This is a genomic window from Pseudoalteromonas rhizosphaerae, from assembly GCF_028885455.1.
GTDB classification, from domain to species: Bacteria; Pseudomonadota; Gammaproteobacteria; order Enterobacterales; family Alteromonadaceae; genus Pseudoalteromonas; species Pseudoalteromonas rhizosphaerae.
Map to the genome: position 1 here is coordinate 3,833,492 of NZ_CP118496.1, position 23,524 is coordinate 3,857,015.

General features: G+C 40.2%; 21 protein-coding genes. 7 read left to right on the top strand and 14 right to left on the bottom strand.

Annotation, left to right across the window (positions count from 1 at the left end):
* Window positions 1-108 precede the first annotated feature (108 nt).
* On the top strand, window positions 109-945 hold the full coding sequence (locus tag PVK79_RS16475) for an AraC family transcriptional regulator (RefSeq protein WP_149982853.1): 837 nt from the start codon (window positions 109-111) through the stop codon (window positions 943-945).
* A 10-nt stretch (window positions 946-955) separates the two neighbouring features.
* On the opposite strand, the gene PVK79_RS16480 is transcribed toward PVK79_RS16475, so the two are convergent.
* Window positions 956-1,546, bottom strand: a complete 591-nt coding sequence (locus tag PVK79_RS16480) for a LysE family translocator (protein WP_182732204.1) — start codon at window positions 1,544-1,546, stop codon at window positions 956-958.
* A gap of 184 nt (window positions 1,547-1,730) precedes the next feature.
* Here PVK79_RS16480 and PVK79_RS16485 point away from each other — a divergent pair, with 184 nt between their 5' ends.
* Both PVK79_RS16485 and PVK79_RS16490 read left to right on the top strand, forming a co-directional pair.
* A complete protein-coding gene (locus PVK79_RS16485) occupies window positions 1,731-2,135 on the top strand; it encodes a YkgJ family cysteine cluster protein (RefSeq protein ID WP_145241077.1) in 405 nt (134 codons plus the stop codon).
* A gap of 329 nt (window positions 2,136-2,464) precedes the next feature.
* Complete coding sequence (locus PVK79_RS16490) at window positions 2,465-3,982, top strand: DUF3360 family protein (RefSeq protein WP_145241079.1); 1,518 nt, start codon at window positions 2,465-2,467, stop codon at window positions 3,980-3,982.
* 59 nt (window positions 3,983-4,041) lie between these two features.
* Here PVK79_RS16490 and PVK79_RS16495 read toward each other — a convergent pair whose 3' ends face one another.
* Together PVK79_RS16495 and PVK79_RS16500 are read right to left on the bottom strand one after the other, a co-directional pair.
* The gene (locus PVK79_RS16495; RefSeq protein ID WP_145241081.1) at window positions 4,042-4,914 is read right to left on the bottom strand and encodes an MYG1 family protein; all 873 of its coding nucleotides are present in this window, start codon (window positions 4,912-4,914) and stop codon (window positions 4,042-4,044) included.
* Window positions 4,915-5,248: 334 nt separating this feature from the next.
* Window positions 5,249-6,319 carry a mechanosensitive ion channel family protein gene (locus PVK79_RS16500; protein ID WP_404936106.1) on the bottom strand — a complete coding sequence of 357 codons (1,071 nt, stop codon included), beginning with the start codon at window positions 6,317-6,319 and terminating at the stop codon, window positions 5,249-5,251.
* Window positions 6,320-6,473: 154 nt separating this feature from the next.
* On the opposite strand from PVK79_RS16500, the gene PVK79_RS16505 reads away from it, so the two are divergent.
* The 3 genes from PVK79_RS16505 to PVK79_RS16515 all read left to right on the top strand — a co-directional run bounded on the left by PVK79_RS16505 (window position 6,474) and on the right by PVK79_RS16515 (window position 9,361).
* Window positions 6,474-7,454, top strand: a complete 981-nt coding sequence (locus PVK79_RS16505; protein WP_145241085.1) for a YihY/virulence factor BrkB family protein — start codon at window positions 6,474-6,476, stop codon at window positions 7,452-7,454.
* Between the two features lie 71 nt (window positions 7,455-7,525).
* Window positions 7,526-8,368 (top strand): pirin family protein, encoded by an 843-nt coding sequence (locus tag PVK79_RS16510; protein WP_257326197.1) that lies wholly within the window; start codon window positions 7,526-7,528, stop codon window positions 8,366-8,368.
* Between the two features lie 21 nt (window positions 8,369-8,389).
* Window positions 8,390-9,361: a glutathione S-transferase family protein gene (locus tag PVK79_RS16515; RefSeq protein WP_257326198.1), complete on the top strand. Its 972-nt coding sequence runs from the start codon at window positions 8,390-8,392 to the stop codon at window positions 9,359-9,361.
* 90 nt (window positions 9,362-9,451) lie between these two features.
* Here PVK79_RS16515 and PVK79_RS16520 read toward each other — a convergent pair whose 3' ends face one another.
* The 10 genes from PVK79_RS16520 to PVK79_RS16565 all read right to left on the bottom strand — a co-directional run bounded on the left by PVK79_RS16520 (window position 9,452) and on the right by PVK79_RS16565 (window position 21,461).
* On the bottom strand, window positions 9,452-10,027 hold the full coding sequence (locus PVK79_RS16520) for a hypothetical protein (protein WP_182718958.1): 576 nt from the start codon (window positions 10,025-10,027) through the stop codon (window positions 9,452-9,454).
* Window positions 10,028-10,132: 105 nt separating this feature from the next.
* The gene (locus PVK79_RS16525; protein WP_145241093.1) at window positions 10,133-10,924 is read right to left on the bottom strand and encodes a LytR/AlgR family response regulator transcription factor; all 792 of its coding nucleotides are present in this window, start codon (window positions 10,922-10,924) and stop codon (window positions 10,133-10,135) included.
* Window positions 10,921-11,976, bottom strand: a complete 1,056-nt coding sequence (locus PVK79_RS16530) for a sensor histidine kinase (protein ID WP_246175609.1) — start codon at window positions 11,974-11,976, stop codon at window positions 10,921-10,923. The genes PVK79_RS16525 and PVK79_RS16530 overlap by 4 nt, the downstream gene beginning before the upstream one ends.
* 61 nt (window positions 11,977-12,037) lie before the next feature.
* A complete protein-coding gene (locus tag PVK79_RS16535) occupies window positions 12,038-14,560 on the bottom strand; it encodes a glycoside hydrolase family 3 protein (protein ID WP_257326199.1) in 2,523 nt (840 codons plus the stop codon).
* 49 nt (window positions 14,561-14,609) lie between these two features.
* Window positions 14,610-15,386 (bottom strand): family 16 glycosylhydrolase, encoded by a 777-nt coding sequence (locus PVK79_RS16540; RefSeq protein ID WP_182734952.1) that lies wholly within the window; start codon window positions 15,384-15,386, stop codon window positions 14,610-14,612.
* A 76-nt stretch (window positions 15,387-15,462) separates the two neighbouring features.
* Window positions 15,463-18,165 (bottom strand): TonB-dependent receptor, encoded by a 2,703-nt coding sequence (locus tag PVK79_RS16545; RefSeq protein ID WP_257326200.1) that lies wholly within the window; start codon window positions 18,163-18,165, stop codon window positions 15,463-15,465.
* Window positions 18,166-18,599: 434 nt separating this feature from the next.
* On the bottom strand, window positions 18,600-18,887 hold the full coding sequence (locus PVK79_RS16550; RefSeq protein ID WP_149982864.1) for a putative quinol monooxygenase: 288 nt from the start codon (window positions 18,885-18,887) through the stop codon (window positions 18,600-18,602).
* 55 nt (window positions 18,888-18,942) lie between these two features.
* Entirely contained in the window at window positions 18,943-19,770 is an 828-nt protein-coding gene (gene dkgB / locus PVK79_RS16555; RefSeq protein ID WP_145241103.1) for a 2,5-didehydrogluconate reductase DkgB, read from the bottom strand.
* Between the two features lie 747 nt (window positions 19,771-20,517).
* Complete coding sequence (locus tag PVK79_RS16560) at window positions 20,518-20,943, bottom strand: hypothetical protein (RefSeq protein ID WP_145242837.1); 426 nt, start codon at window positions 20,941-20,943, stop codon at window positions 20,518-20,520.
* A complete protein-coding gene (locus PVK79_RS16565) occupies window positions 20,940-21,461 on the bottom strand; it encodes a BON domain-containing protein (protein ID WP_218939791.1) in 522 nt (173 codons plus the stop codon). The genes PVK79_RS16560 and PVK79_RS16565 overlap by 4 nt, the downstream gene beginning before the upstream one ends.
* 169 nt (window positions 21,462-21,630) lie before the next feature.
* Here PVK79_RS16565 and PVK79_RS16570 point away from each other — a divergent pair, with 169 nt between their 5' ends.
* Window positions 21,631-22,458: a PRC-barrel domain-containing protein gene (locus tag PVK79_RS16570; RefSeq protein ID WP_145242835.1), complete on the top strand. Its 828-nt coding sequence runs from the start codon at window positions 21,631-21,633 to the stop codon at window positions 22,456-22,458.
* 80 nt (window positions 22,459-22,538) lie between these two features.
* Here PVK79_RS16570 and hflC read toward each other — a convergent pair whose 3' ends face one another.
* Window positions 22,539-23,522, bottom strand: a complete 984-nt coding sequence (gene hflC / locus PVK79_RS16575) for a protease modulator HflC (RefSeq protein ID WP_182732214.1) — start codon at window positions 23,520-23,522, stop codon at window positions 22,539-22,541.
* Window positions 23,523-23,524: the final 2 nt, after the last annotated feature.

The window sequence follows — 23,524 nt, forward strand, 5'->3', positions numbered from 1 at the left end:
TGACGCAGTTACTCACTGATTTTTTGGTGAATAATTTACTCTGAGAGTAGATTTATACACTACAACTAGGGGTATACTGGAAATAGGTTTTCAATTGTGGAAAATAGTATGCTCCCAACAACACACCCTATTTTTTGGCGCGACCCCGAGTTACCATTTGTCGAGCTGCGCCAAGTATTAGATGGCCGCAAAGTCACTTATGCTCCCCACTCCCACCAGCAATGGTCAATTGGCGCAATTTTAGCGGGGCAAAGTGAATTCATTTGTGAAGATCGTCTACATCAAGTAACACATGGTAATTTAGTATTAATGAACCCTGATGAAGTCCACGCCTGTAATCCAAAGCAAAACTCAGCGTGGGCTTATTACATGATGCATATAGATAAAAATTGGTTAGCAGCGTTATTGTTCGAGTCTGGCGTCACAAAGCAACAAAACTGGCAAGGAAGTCGCTTGGATACAGTGCTACTACCACAGCTTTATCAGGACTTTGTTATCTTGTGCCAAAACCTAATGACAAATACGTTTACCGCAGCACAAAAGCGCACGTTGCTAAGTAGTTACTTCGTACAATTATTTACGTACCTTGATTGCGTTGAGCCATTACACGAGCAAACGTTATTACCTGAAAATAAGCTATATCAAGTAGCGAACTACCTGAATGAGCACTGTTTTGAAGACCAATCAATTAACACAATCAGTAAACTTTTTGGCTTTAGCAGCAGTTATTTAGTGCGCGCTTTTAAACGTCATTTTAATATGACTCCGCACGCTTATCGGTTAAATCGTCGTATTCAATTAGGTCAGCAAGCACTAAAACAAGGCCAGCCAATAGCAAGTATCGCTCACAGTGCAGGTTTTAGTGATCAAGCGCATTTTCAGCGGGTCTTTAAACAACGCGTAGCGGCAACTCCCGAGCAATATCGCCGTACTTTATCACTGTAAATTAAAACCACTAAATCAATAATAAAAAGCAGCTGCCAGCCAGTAATAGTGCAAGAATTTTATTCATCACTCGCATTTTAGCTGGGCTTTGAAAATGCTGCCCGAGCCGTATACCTAGCCAAACCCAACAGCCAAGTGATAACCAACAAATAGGTAAATATAAACTTGCAAAAGTAACCAGTTCAAATCCTTGCGCCCCTGGACTATATGCTGCAATGCCTGATAAAGAAGCCAACCACGCTTTAGGGTTAAGCCATTGCATGATCACACCTGTCATAAAGGTAGGGGCATTTTGCTTAGCGTCAGCTGTGAGGCCGCCATCATCGATAAATAATTGATAACTGAGATAAAGTAAAAAAGCGATACCGAGCCACTGTAATACACCAGTGATCCAGGCTAATTGCGCAATGAGATAATGCAAACTAAAACCAATAAACAAAAATAATGCAATGAAACCAAAGGTAGCACCAGTCACAAATATTAAGCCTCTTTTTGCCCCATATCGCGCACTACTACTTAACGAAACAAGGTTAACTGGCCCGGGTGATATAGACGCCGCCAAGGCAAATAGTGCCATTGAGATGATCACTGATAAAGTCATAACGTATACTTAGGTTATTTAAAGTGGCGTTTATTATCTGTTGTTGCAATAAGCCATGTATTGAACAAAATTGACCTTGTTGTAAATAAAATAGCATCTGACAAATTACCCCTGCAAAAACACAGCTGCACTAAAAACAATCGGTGATACACTAGAATTAGTCCATCTTACAAATTAGCGAACCATGAAAGAATGTAATCAATGTGGTAAATGCTGTATTAAATACGGTGGTGGCGATCTGAGCGCCACGCAAGAAGAGATTGATCTATGGGAGATATTTAACCCCGAAATCTTTGAGTTCGTTAAAAATAACCAAATATGGCACGACCCACAATCGGGAGTAAAACTAAGCCAATGCCCTTTTCTTGAAATAGCACCAAAAATAAATCCCCTCGCCGCAAATAAATATACCTGCAGTATTTATTTAGACCGCCCTGAAGATTGCCGCCACTATCCTAGCCTTATCACCGAAATGGTAAGAGACGAATGCGAAATGATTGAAGTAATCGATTTAGATAACTATAAAAAAGCACAAAGAAAACTTGATCTATTAATGCAAGACAGTCGCCCTGGCGGCTATACAGAATAAAACAGAGCTTAGCTTTGAGTGAGCTCCTAGCCATTAGACTAAAGACTTAGCACCCAGTAATTCATTAATGCGTGCCGTATAACTGGCTTTTTTAAAGCAATAAACAACAAATATGAAAATAAGGTATTGATTATTAACAATAGAAATTAACTTTTGAATATTTTCTTCTCTGCTGGCTATACCTGCGCCAAGCTACTTTAATCCGTCATGCTCGACCTTTGCCTAATCGTAATTGATAAACCTCTACTTTATTCTATCGATTCAATATTCATTGCTTTATACAAGCTGTTTTTTTATTTTGAGTTAGCAACAATGTTGCAGGAGAATTCATGACAACCACGCCAAAAGATGACACGTCATCTCAAGCTGAGCAGGTAAGCGATACTCAAACCGTTTCCGATAGCTATAAAAATCTTCATAAACCAAGCTCTGAGTTTGCCAGTCGAGACGATTATCTCGAGCATGAACTGCAAATTATGCAGCCAAAGCGCTGGCGTCCTAACTTGCCTTTTCGGGATTACCGCTTCGAATTTGAAGACACAATTCCCGCGATGGCAGGGACAATTGGTAAAGTTGTTATGGTAGGCGCTATTGCCGCCACCTTTGCCGCACCGCTTGGTTTAAGTGACGCCTTTGTGTTAGAAAACGTACGCTATGAGTTACTCATAGTGGCTATTTTTATCATCTTGTTTTCAGGTTTTATTTTACCCACTGCTAACTTAGCGGGAACCCACGGACCACTCATTCCATTAATTCCCATTGTTGTTGCAGCAGGCGGACACCCAATGGCATTCGGGCTACTCATTGGCGCCTTAGGGTTACTGCTTGCCATCAGTAAAGGCGGCAGTTTGTTGGCACGACTAACCAGTAAAGGGGTGTGCGGCGGATTATTACTTTACTTAGGATTCATAGGCACTATATCGCAAGTAAAGAAACTGTTTGCATGGGCTGAACAAATTCAAATGACCCACATTGCCTTCATCGTTATTTTGGCCACTATTTTACTGTACGCGCTACTCGAACATTTTAAAAAACGTTGGTTAGCTGTGCCGCTCAGCTGCCTTATTGGTGGTTTAACGGCCTTTGCCTTAGGTGCGCCGTTTGAATTTAAAACCGCCCCCGGGTTACCAAATATGAACCCTATGTATTGGTGGGGTGAAAACACCGGTTGGATGTTAGGTTTGCCGACTCTTGAAAGCTTTGTAGTCGTATTGCCCTTTGCCATACTGGCAGTGGCCATGTGGTCGCCAGACTTTTTAGGCCATCAAGTATTCCAAAAGATCAGCTACCCAAAACGCACTGAAAAAGTGCAAATGAACATTGACGATACTATGCTCAGTGCATCAGTTAGGCAAACCTTTGGCTCTATTTTAGGTGGGTCTAACTTCACCTCATCATGGGGCACGTATATTGTGCCTGCCGCGATTGCTAAGCGCCCTATTCCAGCGGGTGCAATTTTAACCGCACTTTTTTGTGTAATTGCAGGTATATGGGGTTATCCAATGGATCTCGCCATTTGGCAACCGGTACTGTGTGTGGCGTTAATAGTGGGTGTATTTATCCCACTGCTTGAGGCGGGTATGGAAATGACTCGCGAAGGTAAAACCACGCAATCAGCAGCTATTGTGGTATTTGCTTCAACGTTAGTAAACCCAGCGTTTGGCTGGTCACTGACCATGCTGCTCGATAACTTAGGCTTAATTGGCTGTAAAGAGCGCAGCTCTGAGCTGACCCATATGAGTCGCTGGATCATTCCGCTGTTTATGTTTGTATTATTGACCAGTGTTATGGCCATGGTGGGCATGCTGCCAGGTATTCCAGCGTTGCTAGAAAACTTTAGGCACTAATACAAAAAGGGGGGAAGCCAGTACAGCGCTCCCCCCTTTTTAATAACCGTGACTTCGTTTTATTCGTCTTGCAACGCCATTGCAGCAAGTTTCATGGTACTTGCAAATGATTCTGCGCCTGCGATAAACAAGCCATTGTGGCAAAACATTGCGTCATCAATGCCCGTTTGCGCTTGAAATGCAGCATCTGATAAACCAGCCCATGCTTTTGGTAGTGACTTTCTGTCTTCAAATGAACCCGGTTCAACAGGCACCGTTTGCAAAATCCATTTGCCTGAATGCGATGGATAAACCATGTATAACGCTTCTTGCGATAAAGCATGCACGGTTTTTTTCCACGGCGTGTATTGCTCTAATACAATCACTCTTGCATCATCTGCGTTATCAATCGCTTTAGCGACGATTGCTTTAGCATTAATGCCGCCACTGGCTGCTGCAATAAAACGTGTTAAAACACGCGATGCAAATTCAACCGCCTCATCAAAACAACGATCAAAGTCACTTTCCTCTTGCCATGTTGGGTTAAACATTGAAATTGTTTGGCTAAGACTGATCCCTTTCGATACACCTTCAACATGACCGCAATCAATCGCATCAATGGTCGATACCAAACCGGCATCAACTGCATGCGCAACATCTTGGTCACCCTGACACAGCTCTAAACCATATTTTTGCCAAATTAAACCAAATGATGAGTATGGGATGCCATTTTCACGCTCACCGGCACCGCCACGTTGGTGATGATCAAAACGTCCAGCAGCTGGGTCATATTCGCCGCCAACATCAATCACTATGTCAGCTTGCGCGATTAATTCTAAATCACGGGTACGTATAAGTTTAAAAGTAGGAAGAATATGCCTAAGTGCGGCGATACTAAACACATCATCCGCATGAAAATTACCGTTATGAGTTGCTACTGTTATATCATTCATTTATTTAATATCATTTTAGAAAGGAGTAAGAAGACGGCGAAATTTAAACTGATCCGTTAGCACAAAATAGATAAGTCAAAATTACAAGCACAACAGTATACGCTATCGGCGAGCAGCCCACAAAAACAGTGAACCACTTTGTGGTAATTAATCGTCTAGAGGAAGATAAGCTACAGTAATAACAAAGCAACAGTAGATTGATGGTAAAAACATAACCAATCCATACATGAACTGTCTTCAGTAAAACTTTCTCCTCGAGCGATACCTCAGTCTTTGCTAAATAAAATTGCCGAACCCACGGCCATTAAACTAAGTATATTATTTAAAGAGCAAGTTAAATAATATTGTTGCCTTGCTCAGGATCGCGAGAGCGCTCAGCTTGTTCACGAATTTCATCAGCATCACTGCTCACATCATCAATACCAGCATCCAGATGCGCAATCGGTTTGACTTTTTGATCTTGCGTAGTGGGTTGTTCCGGAGTCTTTTGTGCTTGCTCACTTGGTGCATTTAAAATAATCCGTTCACGAGCATCATCAGGCATACTAATACCATGCGCGTTAAAGCTATTAACCATTTCACGCATCAATTGCGACGCTACCTTAACCGGGCTGTTTTGCTCACTATTAACCCAAAAGTAAATACTGAGATTGATAGTGGCTGAGCCTAATTCATCAAGTAACACCTGTGGGGCCGGATCTTTTAGCACAGCAGCTTGTTTATCCATTAAACTCAGCGCTAACTGCTGAGTGTTACGTATATCGTTATCGTAACCTATGCCTATTTTATAGTGACCGCGCATTTTCGGATTAGCAGTAAGGTTTTTAATCACATTTTTATAAACAGTCGCATTAGGTATTTGAATATGATTACCATCAAAATCAACTAATGTGGTCGCCCGCGCAGTGACCTTTTTTACTACCCCTAAGCAGCCATCGACTTCAATAACATCATCAATACGAAAAGGACGTTGCACACTTAATAGCATGCTCGATATAAAGTTCTCTGCAATATCACGAAATGCAAAACCTAAGATTAGCCCGACTAATCCAGTACCGCTCATTATCGCCACGGCAAATTCACTTAAGCCTGCTAAGCGTAAAAATAAATAAACTCCAAACAAAATGATCACAGTACTAATAAAGCGACGAGCAACAACATGCAATAACCGCCTTTCACTTACATAGCCAATAGGTTTCACTAATAAATAAGACACAGGCTTTGCTAAAAAATAGCACACGATTATTGCTGCTATACCTAAAGTGAGAGCGGGTAACATTTGCCAAGCACTTTGTAAAAAATGCGCAATTTGTGAGTTTATACCTTGCCAAGATACTGGCGCTAAAGGATCCGCGTTGGTACTCGTTGTTTGTATTTTTAATGCGCTAATAATTTGATTATTAATACTATTCATTATTTCCATATGTAACTCATGCGCTCTTTATTGATGAAACCATTAATTCTGTAGAAGCAAATTAAACGCCAACTTAAGCTGGCAAGCACCTTGCACCCTAACTTCTAATAAATAGTGACTAATAACCATCAGCAAGGAATAAAATATGGCACATAAACCACGTGGCTACACAGCAGATAAACCAACCGAGATCCCCTTGCTGGGCTGGTGGGATATCAGCAAGCGGGTATATCAAAGTATGTCGCAAGATAACTTATCCTTTGTTGCCGCTGGTGTCGCCTTTTACGCATTACTCGCTATTTTTCCAGCACTGGCAGCCTGTGTTTCGCTGTATGCTTATTTCGCCTCTACGGCGGATGTTAGTGAACAGATTAGTAAGTTTATTACTTTATTGCCACCAAGCAGCCGAGAAATCGTTCTACAACAGGTATCTGAAGTTACCCAACAATCACAAAAAGTGTTAAGTGTTAGTGCAATAAGCACGTTGTTATTAACCACATGGAGTAGCAGTAAGGGCTGCCAAGCACTGATCACAGCCTGCAATATTACCTACCATGAGCAAACCAAAAGGCAGTTTTTCAAAGCGCTTTTAGTGCGCTTTCTATTCTCTATTGGCGCTATATTGGTCGCAGTAATCGCATTATTAATCATTGGTATATTGCCTATCGCACTCAATATTGTTGGTCTAGAAAACAGTATCGATACGGTGATCAAATTACTCACTTGGCTATTACTAGCAGCGACTTTTCATTTTGCTTTAGCTTTTGTATATCGTTATGCACCCCATAGAAAAGCGGCAAAGTGGCGTTGGGTTACAACTGGTTCAGTAATGGCTACTGGGCTTTGGATCATCGCATCATTAGGGTTTTCATATTATGTGTCACAGTTTGCTTCATACAATGAGACCTATGGTTCGTTAGGCGGGGTCGTGATCATGTTGATGTGGTTGTATATCAGCGCCTATATTATTATTTTTGGCGCTGCGATTAATGCCAGCACCGAACAACAAACCATGGTTGATAGCACCGTAGGACCTGCACATCAGTCTGGCAATCGCGGGGCTTTTGTAGCGGATAACCTAACGAAAAAACAAAAATCAGAACGTTCTGTTAAAACGAATGAATAGTGCTATTTTTACCCATGGTTGTTTAATTTTATTGTGTTTAAATAATAGCATACAAGATTCGGAGCAAAGCAATGAAAGTAATAAAGCAACTCAATAGCCATGCAACCCAAGATGGTGATGGCGTAAATATTAGCCGGATACCAGGCTTTGATGGTAAGCATTTAGATCCTTTTTTAATGATCGACGAATTAAAATCCGACGATCACAGTGACTTTATGGGTGGGTTTCCTGCCCACCCGCATCGTGGTATCGAAACCTTTACCTACATTATTAAAGGCGGCTTTGAACACCAAGATCAAATGGGCAATAAAAAAGCTATTCGCGCAGGTGATGTGCAATGGATGAGTACCGGCTTTGGCGTTATCCATAGCGAAATGCCACTTGCCGATGCGATTGAGGGAATGCATGGCTTTCAAATTTGGCTCAATATGCCAAGCACTGAAAAGCTCAGAGCACCGAAATATCAAGATACTACTGAGCACCCTGCACCTGAACATAAAAATAGTCAAGGTGTTGAACTAAAAGCACTGGCTGGCAGTTGGCAATTTGACCAGCAAACTCAGGTTTCAAGCCTACAAGAACTAGCAGCCAATGGCATGCTAGCAGATGTAACATTACCTATAGGCACTGAGTTTGCTCATCCACCACTGACACAAAGCAAGGTGATGATTTATATTCATACTGGCTCAATCAACACCGAACAAGGTGGTCCAGTAATGGCTGGCAGCCTACTTATTTTAGAGCCCGATAGTGATATTAAATTTAGCTCGCAAAGCGGCGCTGGGGTACTTATTTTAGCCGGTGATCCGCTTAATGAGCCTATTGCTCACATGGGCCCGTTTGTGATGAATACGCAAGATCAATTACGAGAAGCAATTAGTGATTACCAAAGCGGTAAATTTGGTAGCTTTTAAAACACGATATAGGAGTCAATTATGGGATTACTAGTCAACGGTAAATGGCAAGATAAATGGTACGACACCGATAAAAGCGATGGTGAGTTTAAACGCGAGTCTGCACAATTACGTAACTGGATAACCAAAGATGGCAGCGCAGGCCCAACTGGTGAGGCGGGCTTTAAGGCACAGAAAGGCCGTTATCATTTATATGTTTCATTAGCCTGCCCATGGGCGCACCGCACCTTGATTTTTAGAAAATTAAAAGGCCTTGAAGACTATATTGATGTCTCTGTGGTTAGCCCAGATATGTTAGATAACGGTTGGACGTTTGATAAAAACAACCACAGCACTGGAGATGCACTTTTTGATAAGCAATTTATGCATCAAATATACACCGAAAATAAAGCAGATTATTCCGGAAGAGTAACTGTGCCTGTGCTTTGGGATAAACAGCAAAATAAAATAGTCAGTAATGAATCTGCTGAAATCATTCGCATGTTTAACAGCGCCTTCAATGATTTAACTGGCAATAAACTAGACTTTTACCCAAATAACTTGCACGCTGAAATCGATGCAATTAATGAGCTGGTGTACAACAACATTAATAATGGCGTGTATCGTACTGGGTTTGCGACCACTCAAAAAGCCTATGAAGAGGCATTTAATGACTTATTCAGTGCATTAGACAAAGTCGAAAGTATTTTACTCAAGCAGCGCTATTTGGTGGGCAACACCCTAACAGAAGCAGATTGGCGATTATTCACCACTCTAATACGCTTTGACAGTGTGTATGTTGGGCATTTTAAATGTAATCTGCGTACTATCGAAAATTACCCGGCACTGAGTGAATACTTACGTGAGCTTTATCAAGTTGCTGGCGTTAAAGAAACCGTTGATTTTTATCATATCAAACGACATTATTATTTTAGTCATACCATGATCAACCCAACGCAAATCGTCCCTAAAGGGCCCAATATTGATTACGCTCGCGAGCATAATCGCGGTTAACCAATTTATACTACCCCTGCAAAATGGCAGGGGTAGTTTAGGCCTTTTTATAACCACCACAAATCACAATAATGCCTTTTAAAGCTTTGATCACCACTGTATTGTATTGATAATATAACCAAAATAACTTTTTTCACCGACCAGATTTACTCTTTTATTCTTGAGCGTTAATAATTCAGCTTTATCTAAATACCATCTTATTGAATGTGTTTCTTCACTTGCTAAATCGGAAAACTTTAATTCTACGCAGTGCGGCTCATAGTCACTACTACATGTTGTTGCCTCAACTAATAAATATTCTTGCGACCAATACTCAGCCAATTGATAATTTGCCCATAACTGTATTGGGATATTAATGAATGTCCAAAAGTAAAAGTAAATAAACACTGGACTAAAAAGCAGCGTAAAATACTTAACTAAACGTCCCTCAGCAATAAAATGCTCATCTAAGCTTTCCTTCACTTGAGCAAAATTCTTATACTGACTAAAAAGGTAACCAATCGTCAGCACTGTCAGCGAGGGTAAAACCCATTGTAAAATAAAATTGTAATTAGCATTAGGGATAAATGCGGGATCCACACTTTCATACCAGATGAAAAAACCGCAAGGCATAAAACAGGTAATCAATAATATTAAAATAATCCAAAAAAGCTGAGGTTTTGCCATAGAAATTTAAAATCCTTATAAATTATGACCTGAGATAGCGTAACAAATGCCTATTATACAAACTGTTGCAGTTATAGTTTAATACTCTCAATATTAATATATTTATTATTTGAACAAACTCTTTAAATTTTTACTATAGGTACGACTGACTTTAAGTGTTTTACCACTTTGTAATACAGCCGTGTATTCAGAGTTTCTAAGTGGGTTAAGTTGCTTTATATGGCTTAAATTTACAATCGTTGATTTATGTATTCGCAGGAAATCTTCAGGCAAGGTGTTTTTTTCAAGCTCTTTTAAACGCGCCCGCATTACGTGTGTTTCAGCAGGTGTGTGTACACACATATAATCCCCCGCCGCATCAATCCATAAAATATCTTTAAACGGAATAATTTGAATTGGGTTTTTAGCATCTTGAATAACTAAATTCTCAGCTTCAAACTTATAGTCAGAATTACCCGCCACTTCAAGTGGTTGCGATTCATTGATCACCAGCGATTGGTGCACTTCAATAAGTTCGGTTTTTCTGTTTAGCTTTTCTGTTTTAATAACTCTTTCAATGGCTTCTGCAAGGCGAGCTAACTTAACGGGCTTAAGTAAATAATCCAGCGCCCTCACCTCAAAAGCTTTAACAGCATGTTGATGAAATGCCGTAACAAAGATAACCGCAGGGCAGCTCTCTGGTTGAAAATGTTTAATTAATTCAAAACCTGACTTTGTTGGCATTTCTATATCTAGAAACACTAAATCTACATCATATTCGTTAAGTACTTTAATTGCTTCATCAACACTTTGTGCACTGCCAATCACTTCAATTTCAGCAAAGGCTTCTAAGCGAATACGCAAACCTTCAATAGCACTGTATTCGTCATCAACGAGTAACGTTTTTAATTGAATCATGATTGCAAACCATTAATTGGAAGAGAGATACAAAACCACGCACCACCGGTAGTCGCATTGCCTTTTTCAATTCGGTGACTATTACCATATATTAATTTTAAGCGTTGCTCACAATTAGCCAAGCCGATGCCTCTTTTGGTTTTTTTATTATCATCAAAGCCTTTACCAGTATCAGCAACTTTAATGAGCAATGCGGATTTTGTTTTTTCAACATTAATTGTGATCACCATTTTTTGATCTGCTCGCATACCATGTTTTAACGCGTTTTCTACCAATGGTTGAATTAATAAAGAAGGTATTAATAAATCGTTGCATGGTTCATCAACGCTAATATTAACCTCTAGCTTGTCAGCAAATCGGCATTGTTCAATATCTAGGTAGGTTCTTAACATTGCGATTTCTTCTTTGATAGCTACTTTTTCAAGTGGGTCGGTATATAAACTATGGCGCAATAAGTCACATAGTTTTTCAAGCATGTTTACTGCCTGCAAGCTTTCTTTTTTCAATATTAACGTGCAAATGGCGTTAATACTATTGAACATAAAATGCGGGTTAAGCTGATATCGAAGCATTTTTAGCTGTGACTCTTTCGCTAAATGGGTTGCTTCTGCGGCCTTTTGAGTTTGCTCAAGATTATCTAAATAAATTTTGATCCCGTAATAAAAGGCAGTCCATGTTGAAAGCATGGTTAACGAGGCTGACGTCCATGTACCAAAGTCAAACCATGACATTGAAAGCCACCAGTTACCATATAACCACTGCAAGGAAATCCATTTAATTTGCGTCCAGAGTAATGTTGCAATTAGAAGCAGCATAATACGTAACGCGACTTTAACTTTGAGCTCTTGCTGACTAAAACAGTTGTAAAATCGTCTTAACGTTAAAGTGATCAAAAAGCCACACGCTACATCAATAATTAAATGCGGTATATGTATTGTCCATGGCTCTTCGCTTGGTATTTTTATCATTAATTCGGTCAGCATTGCATAGACAATCCAACCACAACTTTGGAATAACCAGAACAACTGACTTCTAGGGTTATTACTATTCACATTATTAAATCCAATGTTATAGGCTGTTGATTAATAAACGTTAATCAACAGCCATAGGGTATTACTTTGCACACGTTAATGATAATGAGTCATTACTCGGTTTTATAGTCAACGCCACATCAGCAATTGCTAAACTTAAATTTTGACTGGTAATGCGCAGCGCGTCTGTTATTTTTTGCTCAGCAAGTCCGCTATCACCACAGTGCAAAGGGATTGCTAGAGTATGCCAACTTTTGTTTGTCATTAATTGTGAAAACGATGAAAAATCAATATTCCTTAAGCAATGATTTTCGCTACACATGACTTGCAAGTTTGCTCCTTGTTCAGGAGCTTTATCTATGCGCATTTTTAATTCAAGGTAACCTGCACTAAATTTACTATCTAGCTGTTTAGGCTCTAGGTGACTCAAGCTAACAGCGGCTTGTGCGCGCCAATTAAAGCCACGGCCATCTTCTTGATAAGATAAATTGACTGATTGCATAAGTAAACTTTGTTTATCGCCACTGGTTGCTGATGCACCGCTGGCTAACACCTTTTCTGTGCTTGTATCTGCCAGTTGCCAAGTCATATTTTTGGCTAAGTTTCTTACAAACAGGGGATGTGAGTCACTATTAACCATTTTTTTAGGGCTGGTTTTCTCACTCAAAACAGACACATTTATTTTGTCCTGATAAGTTAAGCCATAGCCATAAGCAAATAATGGATCATAGTCAGCATCGTTTAAGTTTAACGTAAATTGGTCATCATATTTAGGCCATGAAAAACTCAACTTACCGCTGAAATCAAACTGGGCTTTACCTTGGCTATTAGTTAATAGTACATCTGCAACGCCCTCACCTTCAGAGCCTGGTAGCCAAGCAGCAACAAAGGCATCCGATGCATTGAGCTCTTTATTAACCCACAACGGGCGGCCGCTTAAAAATACCGTTACTACAGGAATATTATCAGCTTTAAGCTGCTTTAATAACGCAAGTGCATGTTTAGTTTCATGCTGAAACTCAAGCATCTCGATGTCACCAAACCATTCTGCATAAGGTTCTTCACCAATAACAACAATGGCTACATCTGGCTTGGTTTTATACTCACCAGACTCGCTCAAAGTGATCTCACCACCCGCTTTTGTTACTTGCGACTGTAAACCCGCATAAATAGAGGTTGCATTTGGAAAGTCACTATTGGTATTGTCTGTGCCCTGCCAAGAAACACTCCAGCCTCCTGCTTGCATATTGATTGCATTTGCGCCTTTGCCGGCAACTAAGATGCGGCTACTCGCTTTGATTGGCAGCACGTTTTCGTTGTTTTTTAATAGAACGAGTGACTTACGAACCGCTTCTCTTGCCAAAATGCGATGCTCATTAGCACCTAACCACTGCGGGTGTTGTGATTCAGGTCGCGCTGATGGTTTACCCTTTGTAAACACACCCCAACGGATTTTAGCTCTTAAAAAGCGCCTAACGGCATCGTTAATTCTTGATTCTGCGATTACACCGTCTTTCACTTGCTTAACAGTATTATGATAAAACGCTTCAAAATGCTCTGGTACCATGATCACATCAACGCCGGCGTTAATTGCTTGCGCACATTGCTCTAAATCGCAGCCTTCTACAAACTTGTGAGCATTCCAATCACTGACTACAAACCCATCAAAACCAAGTTGGTTTTTAAGTACATCCGTTAATAAGTGTTTATCGCCATGCACACGTTTGCCATTCCAACTATTAAAGGATGCCATCACTGATTGCACACCTTCATTAATAGCCGAAAAATAACCTGCGCTGTGAATATCTCTTAATCCTTTTTCATCGATAAGCGTATTTCCGCGATCAACGCCTCGCTCTGTACCACCATCGCCCACAAAATGTTTTGCGGTTGCAATACGGTTACTGCCTTTTAAAAAGTCAGCCCCTATATCACCTTGAATACCTGTCACCATACTACCCGCATACAGCCTAACTAATTCAGGGTCTTCTGAGTAACTTTCATAGGTTCTGCCCCAGCGATCATCTCTGACTACAGCGACAGTAGGAGCAAAACTCCATTCAATCCCAGTGGCTGAGACTTCTTTCGCTGTTGCTTGGCCTATGCGCTTAATTAAGTCGGCATCATGCGCAGCTCCTAAGCCAATATTGTGCGGAAATAACGTAGCGCCATACACATTGCTATGTCCATGCATGGCATCAGTACCCCAAATAGTCGGTATTGCAATACCGTCTTTCGTTGAGTCCATTGATGCTAGGTACATTTCATCGGCATATTTTAACCATGTGGCCTGATCAGCGCGTTTGTCGCCATAGGGCGCTGTATTACCGCCATTTAGGTATGAACCAAACCCATATTTGCGCATTTGTTCAACACTTAAATAACCAATTTCGGGCTGAATCATTTGCGCCACTTTTTGCTCTATGGTCATCTTTGCCAGTAGTTGTTCAATTTGCGCTTCTACAGCGGGATCACGTTTAAGTTTAGTGTTTACATAAGGCCAGTTGACTTGCTCACGCTCTGCACTGAATGAATATTGACAAGTAAGCGCCCCAACTACGGGCAATAAGCAAAATAATAATTTAGAATATTTGATTTGAGACATTAAAAACCTTCGAGATTAAATTCTATTTATAGATACAAACTTCTTAATTTTATTGGGGAATGTACTCAATAAAATCATAGTACGCCCACGAAGGGCTGCCATAGTATTGACCAGGGAAGTAATAGCCTTCGGTTGAGTTATCACCATTCCATTGGTTAATCATTATTTTTGTATTATCCATCGGCCATGCATACGCGGGAATTTCATTTTCAGCTAAATGACCATCGCCATTGTCTTTGTAGAGCACTCTTAATGTTTGCTCATTTCCTTGAGCGTCGTATAGGTACCAACGAATCGAGTTGCTAGACCAATCAAAGCCAATAGTTAATAAGTTTTCTCTGTAATCAAGCCCAAACTGACTTAAGTCGATGTCCTTTTCCCAGCTTTGATAAGTGCCACCTTGCGGCTGATAAATCACATTGGTATGAACAACGTTCCCAAGGGAGGGTAAAAGCTCAATATCTATCTCTTGCCATGCTCTGCCGGGTGAATCCCACCACGATGTGTAAGTAAAAATGGAAGACACAGTGCCTTGCGTATTCCCTGACTTAACACTGCCTTGCACCTTGCCAAAGCCATAGAAATTATTACTTTGCAGCTCAGCACATGCGCCTTGTGATAATGAAAGCGTGATCCCCTGTTGGCTTGGGTTAATCATTGCAGGGGAAAATTCACAGCCAAAAGGCGAGCCATTGTCGCCACTTCGCGCATTCCAAATGGCATTATCGTAACCCCATGAAAAATTATCTTTAAAATAATTGGCATATGTAAAAGGTGAGATAAACACACAACCTGCAACTAACGAGCTAATAAGCTTAGTTTTCATTATTGATCCTTATTTAAATTGTACACCTCCCACAGTGGTATATTGACTGTGGGAAGTTTAATTGTGGTTAGGTTATCTAGAATGAAAAACCAGCTCTTACACCGTAATACCTTGGCATGCCAAAGCTGCCTTTTGGAATTCCTTTGCTAGTATTATTCCAATATTGAATAGTTTCATCAGAGGCATTATTAACGAATACTTCTGCGTACCAGCTTTGTCCTTGCGGCTCATATTTAATTGACGCGTTATAGACTGCAAATGCATCTCGGCTATCGTCAATGTATTTTGTCGCCTCGTCCGACACGCTAAAGTCCATATCATCTAAGTGTTTATCAACATTCCATACTGTTGAGTACGATTCATCTTTCCAGCTCGCATTAAGCCAACTATGGATAAAACCATATTCACCTAAATCAAATGTATGTGTGTAGCTGATGTTCGCCGTGAACTTAGGCGTCATCGCTAGGTTATTGCCTTTAAGGTTGGTTGATAGCAGTGTATTTTCAGGATTTTTTGATTCCTCATAAGAAATATCAAAAAGATACTCAGCATCATAATCCCACTTAGTATTCCAATCGTCCGTCACTTTGGCATCGGTCCAGGTTACATAACCGGTGATACGCCCGCTTGGGTATGGCTTCCAATCAAACTCAAGCTCAATACCTTTGATTGTTGAACTAGGAACATTTTGTGTGTAATAAGCAATCACAGGCTTGTTTTGAAAATCAAGTACCGGCTCGCCATTGCTATCTAAAACGGGAGAGCCATCTTCATCTTCTACCACAGATAAACGTTCTACATTACCGATTGAGCCCACTGATGCGTATTGCATGTCGGTGTAATCTGTGTAGAAAAACGCGGCTTTTAAGTTTAATGAATTATCAAAAAAGCTCGATTTAGCGCCAAGCTCCCATGTAAGTACTTCTTCTGGATCGAACTTAGTTTCAAAGCGTGTTACGTCACCGGTTCTATCATTTACGACTTCATATACATCACCAATTCCACCAGCTTTAAAACCACTGGCAAGGTAGGTATAAACCATCGTTTCAGGTGAAATGTCGTAGTCTAAACCAACACGAAAGTCATGATGCTGCCAACTTCCTTTATTATCGTTTGCAAAGTATGACGCATAAATTGAAGGATCTTCGTAGTAATCAACTGGTAAGTTATTTAGATCTGTTCTATTTAACCAACCAACAGCGCAACCATCGGCATTAGAGCAGCGGTATGTTTTGCCTCCTTTATCTTCTTTCGTTTCATCACTAAAACGATAACCAAGTGTTAGATGTAATTTTTCAGTTAAATTGTATGTACCTTGGCCAAACAAAGCGAATGCGTCTGTAGAGCGATCAGGTTGATCCCAAAAGGCTTTATCGTCCATTGGGTTATCGTAATAACCTAAGGTCGTGGTTTTTTCGTGGAAATAGTTAGCACCAACAATCCAAATAAAATCGCCGTATTCGTCAGATTGTAATTGCACTTCTGTAGAAAAAGATTCAGCACCAGTGCCATCTAAAAAGTACGTTGCCCCATCCCAAGGATCGAGGCCGACTTCGCTATCTTGTGCTGAAGAGCGTTCCATATCCTCATAGCCAAGTAGCCACACAAGCGAATATTCATCATTTATATCGTAGTTAAGGGTATTTCTAAGATAGGTGATATCTAAATTAAGCTTACCAGGCACATTCACAACAGCTTGATATGTATTATCACTGGGTAAAAAGTTTGTGCAATCGCCGCCCAGCTCTTCACTTCTACCGCGAATTTTATCGCAGTTAACTAAATCGAGATTGTTATTGCTGTTATTAACGTACTTTTGAAAAACGGTATGATTTGAAAAGCCACCATCTAACGGCTCCCAAAGCGTACTAATTCTAAAAGAGTATTCATCAGCGTTGTTATAAAAGTCGTCTTTTTCTGCGGGGGTTAATTGGCGAACTTTTTGCGCCTCTGGATCAGTGCCTGCACCATCTATCCACCAGTTTTCTCGCTGCGTAACTGTTTGACCAATACCTTGATAAGAATCCTCTGAGATAACAGGAGCATTGAGAATATCGTCGCTTAATCGTCTTGAGTCGTATTGGTTAGGATCGTAGTAACCCTCAAGGTAAGAATCTCGTTTTAATCCTTTGCCAGAAAACCGTACTGCAAATTCGTCATTAATTGGAATATTAATTACGCCATCAATATTTTTGCTGTTGTATTTTCCTGCTTCAACGTTCACATTACCGTATAAATGAGTGAATTCAGGCTTTGCTGAGATAACATTAATGCTACCAACTGTAGAGTTTCGACCAAATAGCGTGCCTTGTGGCCCCCTTAATGCCTCAACTCGTTCAATGTCATACATCAGAGCTAGCGCTCCTTGCATTCTTGGCGAATAAATACCGTCAAGGTGAACGCCAACAGCAGGGTCGCCAAGCTCGGTAATATTAGTAGAGCGTACGCCACGCATCGAGATAACAGGTGCTGATTGATCCGTCGCTGTGGAGATATCTAACCCTGGTACTAGATTAGCTATATCTTTAACACTATTTACGCCATTTTGCCTGAGCTCAGCCTCCGTTAATGCTGTAATAGCAACAGGGGTTTCCATTAACTTTGTTTTACGTTTGGTTGCTGTTACAGAGATAATCTCTAAGGAGGTACTTTGTTCTTGCGCAGTGTTGCTTTCATTCGTATTTGTTGGATTATTCGTAGCAGCTTGTTGGGCATGTAACGGGAATGAGCAAGCTAATGCTACCGCAATTGATAATGCTTTTTTATTTATTGTGTGCATATTCGACCTTTTGATGTGTGTGTAAAACGTTAAGCTTTGTTACTTTTATTTAACAGTCTCACAGTATCCATAGGGTCTTTTTTGATTACTAGTCAAATACGCTAAGGCGAGTTAGATATAATACAAGCCGAAATTAAATCTTGGACAATAAATAAACTGACTCCTTGATTTAGTATCGACAGTCAAAAAACTTAAAAAATTATTGCATGAAAGTAAAACTGACCACCGATGCCATAAACACAAAGAAAGCGGATATAATCAGTGTGCGATGAAAAATACCATGGCATAACTTTATATACCCAAAAACGCAGGTCAATACATTAGGTAAGTTATCAAGGCTCACTCATTGTCACCTGCTAAGGCGTGATTAAAGCCGTGCTTAACATGCTAAGCTCGATATAAAATACGTGGCTTTAAACACTGCCCCTATATTATTAACCAATCGTTTTATACACATCAATATTACTGTGAGTAAGTAGAGCACCAGCCTGTTCACCAAACGTTTTAAAATGTGGCGCTAACTTATGCTCTTCAAAGTGCTCATTTGTAGCCCATTGTTCAGTTACAATGTAATCGGTTTGCGTATCATTATTTTTCACAGCCAGCTCGTAGCGTAAACACCCTACTTCTTTGCGCGATAACTTTTGTAAGTTATCAAGTGCACTAAGTAACGTAGCTGCATCAGCGTTTTTACATGACAGCATTGCTATAACGGTTAACATAGTTATTCCTTTGCATTAAAAAGTGCAGACTCACTGCACTTTATATTGAACACGCTTAAAACGTGTCTTGATCCCACTGCGGTGCAAAACTTGGGGTTGCTTGACGGTCGCCGCAATCGAGAGCATCAATACGCGCAATGTCTTCTTCATCAAGTTTTACGGCTTTATCATTAAAGTTATCTTCAAGATTTTTACGCTTAGTTGATGACGGAATGGTCGTCATACCCTTGGCGTTTACCCATGCAATAACCACTTGTGCAGGGCTTGCATCATGCTTCTTAGCAATATCAATAATGGTATGATCGTTTAACACTTTACCTACCACAAATGGCATATAGGCGGTGACATGAATGTCATGCTGCTGACAAAAAGCACGTAACTTGGTATTGGTTAAATAAGGGTGTACTTCTATTTGGTTGGTGAATATTTCACGTGAGTCCAGTGTTTGCATGGCTTCTTTTAAATTCGCAATAGTGAAGTTCGATACACCAATATGCTTAGTTAATCCAAGCTGCTTTGCCGTTAATAACTCAGTTAAATACTCGCTCATTGGTTCATCGTTTGATGGCGCAGGCCAATGGATCAACAATAAATCGACAGAATCGAGTTGCAGCTTGTTAAGAGACTCTTTCACACTGGCGATAAAATCGCTTTTATTCAGTTTGTTATTCCACACTTTGGTGGTAATAAATAGCTCGTCCCTAGGGATATTGCTGTCTTTTATCGCTTGGCCAACTTGCTCTTCATTGCCATAAATCTGTGCGGTATCAATATGGCGAAAGCCAACTTCTAATGCCATTTTTACAGATTCATAAGCTGTTTTTCCTTCTAAGCGGAATGTCCCCATGCCTAAGTCTGGCATTTCAATTACACGTTGTGTCATAACTTTATCCTTATAAAAATAATCGGTTTAAATACAAACTCATTAGATTTCTAACCTAAGTTTTTCGAAATACACCTGTTACTTTGTTCATTTAAAATTTTTGACCTCGTAAAAGGTATGAGGCCATTAACCTTAGTTTCAAGGGCTAGAGCCTGTTTATCTTTCACAGTTACTTTTACATCCGTATGTTTGGTTTTTAGATAAGGCAGTATTAATGTAAGTAGATAGCCAGAATAAAGTGCGGAAGTTTTACTTAATTTTTTACTTAACCCATCAGATTACAAACCTAGCATGGTGATTAAATAGCTTATAAATTAAACAACCTTCAACCAGAGAGGTTAACCGGCCCTAGAACCTAATAATTATATTTATAAATGGCTGCTTTAAAAAAATTGAAAGTGCATCTCTCAAGGCCGCTATTTTCAACACTGTTAGCGCTGAAAGTAGTGGCTCAAAGTCGATTTATTCTACTGCGCTTTAGGGCGTGCTGACCTTTGTGGATTAAAATTTGTTCACTCTAGGGGCGATTTAATGGCGGCGCGAGATTTGTAACCTAGTGGGCTAAGTAAAAATCGAGCAACAAAGAGTTAATCGCCCCTAGGAAGAACCCTAAGGGCAGCGCGTGTTTGGCATTGATGCTGCGTTATCGCCTATTTATGGGGAACAACCACACTACATAGGCTCTGCCTTGCCTAAATACCAAACACACTGCTGCAAAATTAATCACAAAAGGTCAACACGCCCTAGTTACTTATCTCTATGTTTTTGTAACATTTTCATTTCACTGTAGCTGCTGTGTTCCATCATTTGATCCATCATCACTTGCATCATTCTCAGCTGACCTTCCATTTTATTGATACGTTCATCGCCCTCAGTTTCTGACTCTGAATCATCACCACTTTCATTTAGGTCGTTTATCATCCGCATATTTGCACGCATTGAGTTCATATGTTGTTCCATTAGCTGCTCACGCTTTTGTGGATTATTTTCGTTTTCGATCTGTTGCATTAGCGAAAACATTTGCCGCATTTTTGGTTCCATATGCGATGTTTCTTTATCATGCATCATCTTGCCCATCATCATATGGTGTTCGCCTTCGCGTTCATCTTCTTGGGCAACTGCTGTAACAGCAAAAACAGCGGTTATAACCCCCACTATTAGATATCCTTTCATAACGAACTCCTTTTCACAGTCAGTTCATCATGAATAGCATGCGTACCTTCAGCACCTTTGGCAATTAACATTGCTGAGTCAATTTGGCTTTGGCTATCAACAATACCAATTAAACGCACATCGCCTTTATTCGTAATGACTTCGATATTAAATGCTCTGAGAATAGGATCATTCATTAAAGCCATTTTAACGTTTGTAGTTACATCGATATCTAAAACATTGTTAGCCACCGTACTTTTTGGCGGCTTTTCCGCAGCAATTTCTGGGGATTTATAGCAACCAGTTAATTGTGAAACCATCAGTATTGCAACAACACATAGTATTTTTGAAAAGTATTTATCCATTAGGATATCCTCAGTATTAAGTGGAGCGATCACCATCGGCGGTAAAGTGTATTCTTCACTACCTACCATCACTTTATTATGTAAGAGGCTAACGTTCTGTTCGTTATCGAACTCAAAACAACTGTGTGTCAATAATAAAAAGCAGCGATTCATACTGGTCATTACTGCATTCATGTAATTAACTCGCTAATTTGACTGTGTACTGCAGCGCACAGACAACCGCGGCAAATAAGCTAAAACTAAAGCGGTTCATTCAAATCATCGCCTAGTTGGCAACCTCAATATCAGCTCTAAAACACGCCAACACTTTATACTGTCGACCCCATTAAAAAGGATAACTACTATGTTACGTAGCATGAAAGATCTTGAAAATTGCGCTATCGCTGCTACCGATGGTGTGATCGGTAAAGAAAAAGATTTTCTATTCGATGATTTAGCATGGGTGATCCGCTATTTTGTTGTTGAAACAGGTTCTTGGCTATCCAGCCGTCAGGTTTTGATCTCACCAATTGCGGTTCAAAAACCAAACTGGATAGAAAAAATTCTGCCTGTGTTGATCAGTAAAGAACAAGTTAAAAACAGCCCAACTATCGATAACGATAAACCCGTGTCACGGCAAAATGAGGCCAGCTTACTCGATTATTATGGCTACCCTTATTATTGGGTAGGCGAAGGATTTTGGGGAGGCGGTATTTACCCTTATTTATTGTACCGTGACCACCAACACCTCCCACATACAGAAGCAGGTGCACGCAGCGCACAACTAACTCACCATAATGTTAAAAGTGAAGATAATAAAAAAGCAGATCCAAATTTACGCAGTTGCAAAGAGGTTATTGGCTATCATATTAATGCAAATGATGGTGATATTGGTCATGTCTCTGGATTATTAGTAGAAGAAACAACGTGGGCGGTGCGTTATCTGATCATCGATACCAGTAATTGGTGGGGTGGACATAAAGTGCTCGTGCCACCAGAGTGGATCAGCGAAGTATGCTGGCTCGACAATACCATCAGCGTTGATCTCAACCGCCAAGTAATAAAAGATGCGCCAGAGTATGATTATAACCTGCAAATAACTCCCGAGTTTGAAACAGCTATATATCAACATTACGAACTAGCGGGTTACTGGGCAAAAGTAGCCAAAGCTAAAAAGCTGGCAACCAATTAAACAAAACATCCCCCAAAACGCCAGCTTGCTGGCGTTTACTGTCATCTCACTAACCTTCCTATTTACACTGTGACCTGCGACTAATTATTGCCTGGTATTGGTTGTGTATCGGTGTTTTTTAAATACTTAAATAGCTCACTGTCGGTTGATAATACCAGTGTCGTATTGTCATTGAGTACCAACTCATATGCTTGTAATGAGCGAATAAACGCATAAAATGCAACCGCTTGTGCATTTTGATTATAAGCGTCGGCATAAATCGCCGCAGCTTTTGCATCAGCTAAACCACGGATCTCTTCTACTGCGCGGTATGCTTCTGACTGAATTTTATTTAAATCTCGCTCACGATTACCTAAAATTCTAGCCGCTTCACCTTTACCTTCTGATAAAAAGCGTTCAGCTATTTGCCGACGCTCGCTGATCATTCGCTCATAAATTTTCGGGCGGACACTCTCATTATAATTAATACGCTTAAAACGAATATCGAGTAACTCAATACCAAACACTTTGACTTTTTCTGCCGCTGCATTAAATATATCTTGCTCCACCAGCAAACGACCAATATGTATTGGTACTAAACTTCCGATATCTTGCGCCTTTTCGGCTTCAGTCAATAGCTTATCGCGAAGAGGCTGGCGGTCTTTAGAGGTACGAATAATTTCAATCAGCTCATGTTTAGCAACTGCATTACGTGTTTCACTGCCAAAAATATCATCGAGCCTTGATTGTGCACTGCGTTCATCACCTAACCGTAAAAAGTATTGTAATGCATCTGTCACTCGCCAACGGGCAAACAAACTGACTGAAATATAAAGCTTATCTTTAGTTGGCATATCAGAAGGAGTGCCTTCCCATTCCAGCACACGTTTATCAATTGAGTTTACTTGTTGAATAAATGGCATTTTAATTTTGATACCCGCATCAGTGATAGGGTTGCCAACAGGACGGCCAAACTGAGTAATAATAACTTGCTCTACTTCGTTAACTGTATACAAAGCGTTATTTAATGCCGCTAAAATAAATGCTAATAAAATACCAAGAAAAAACAATAGATAATGTCTCATGC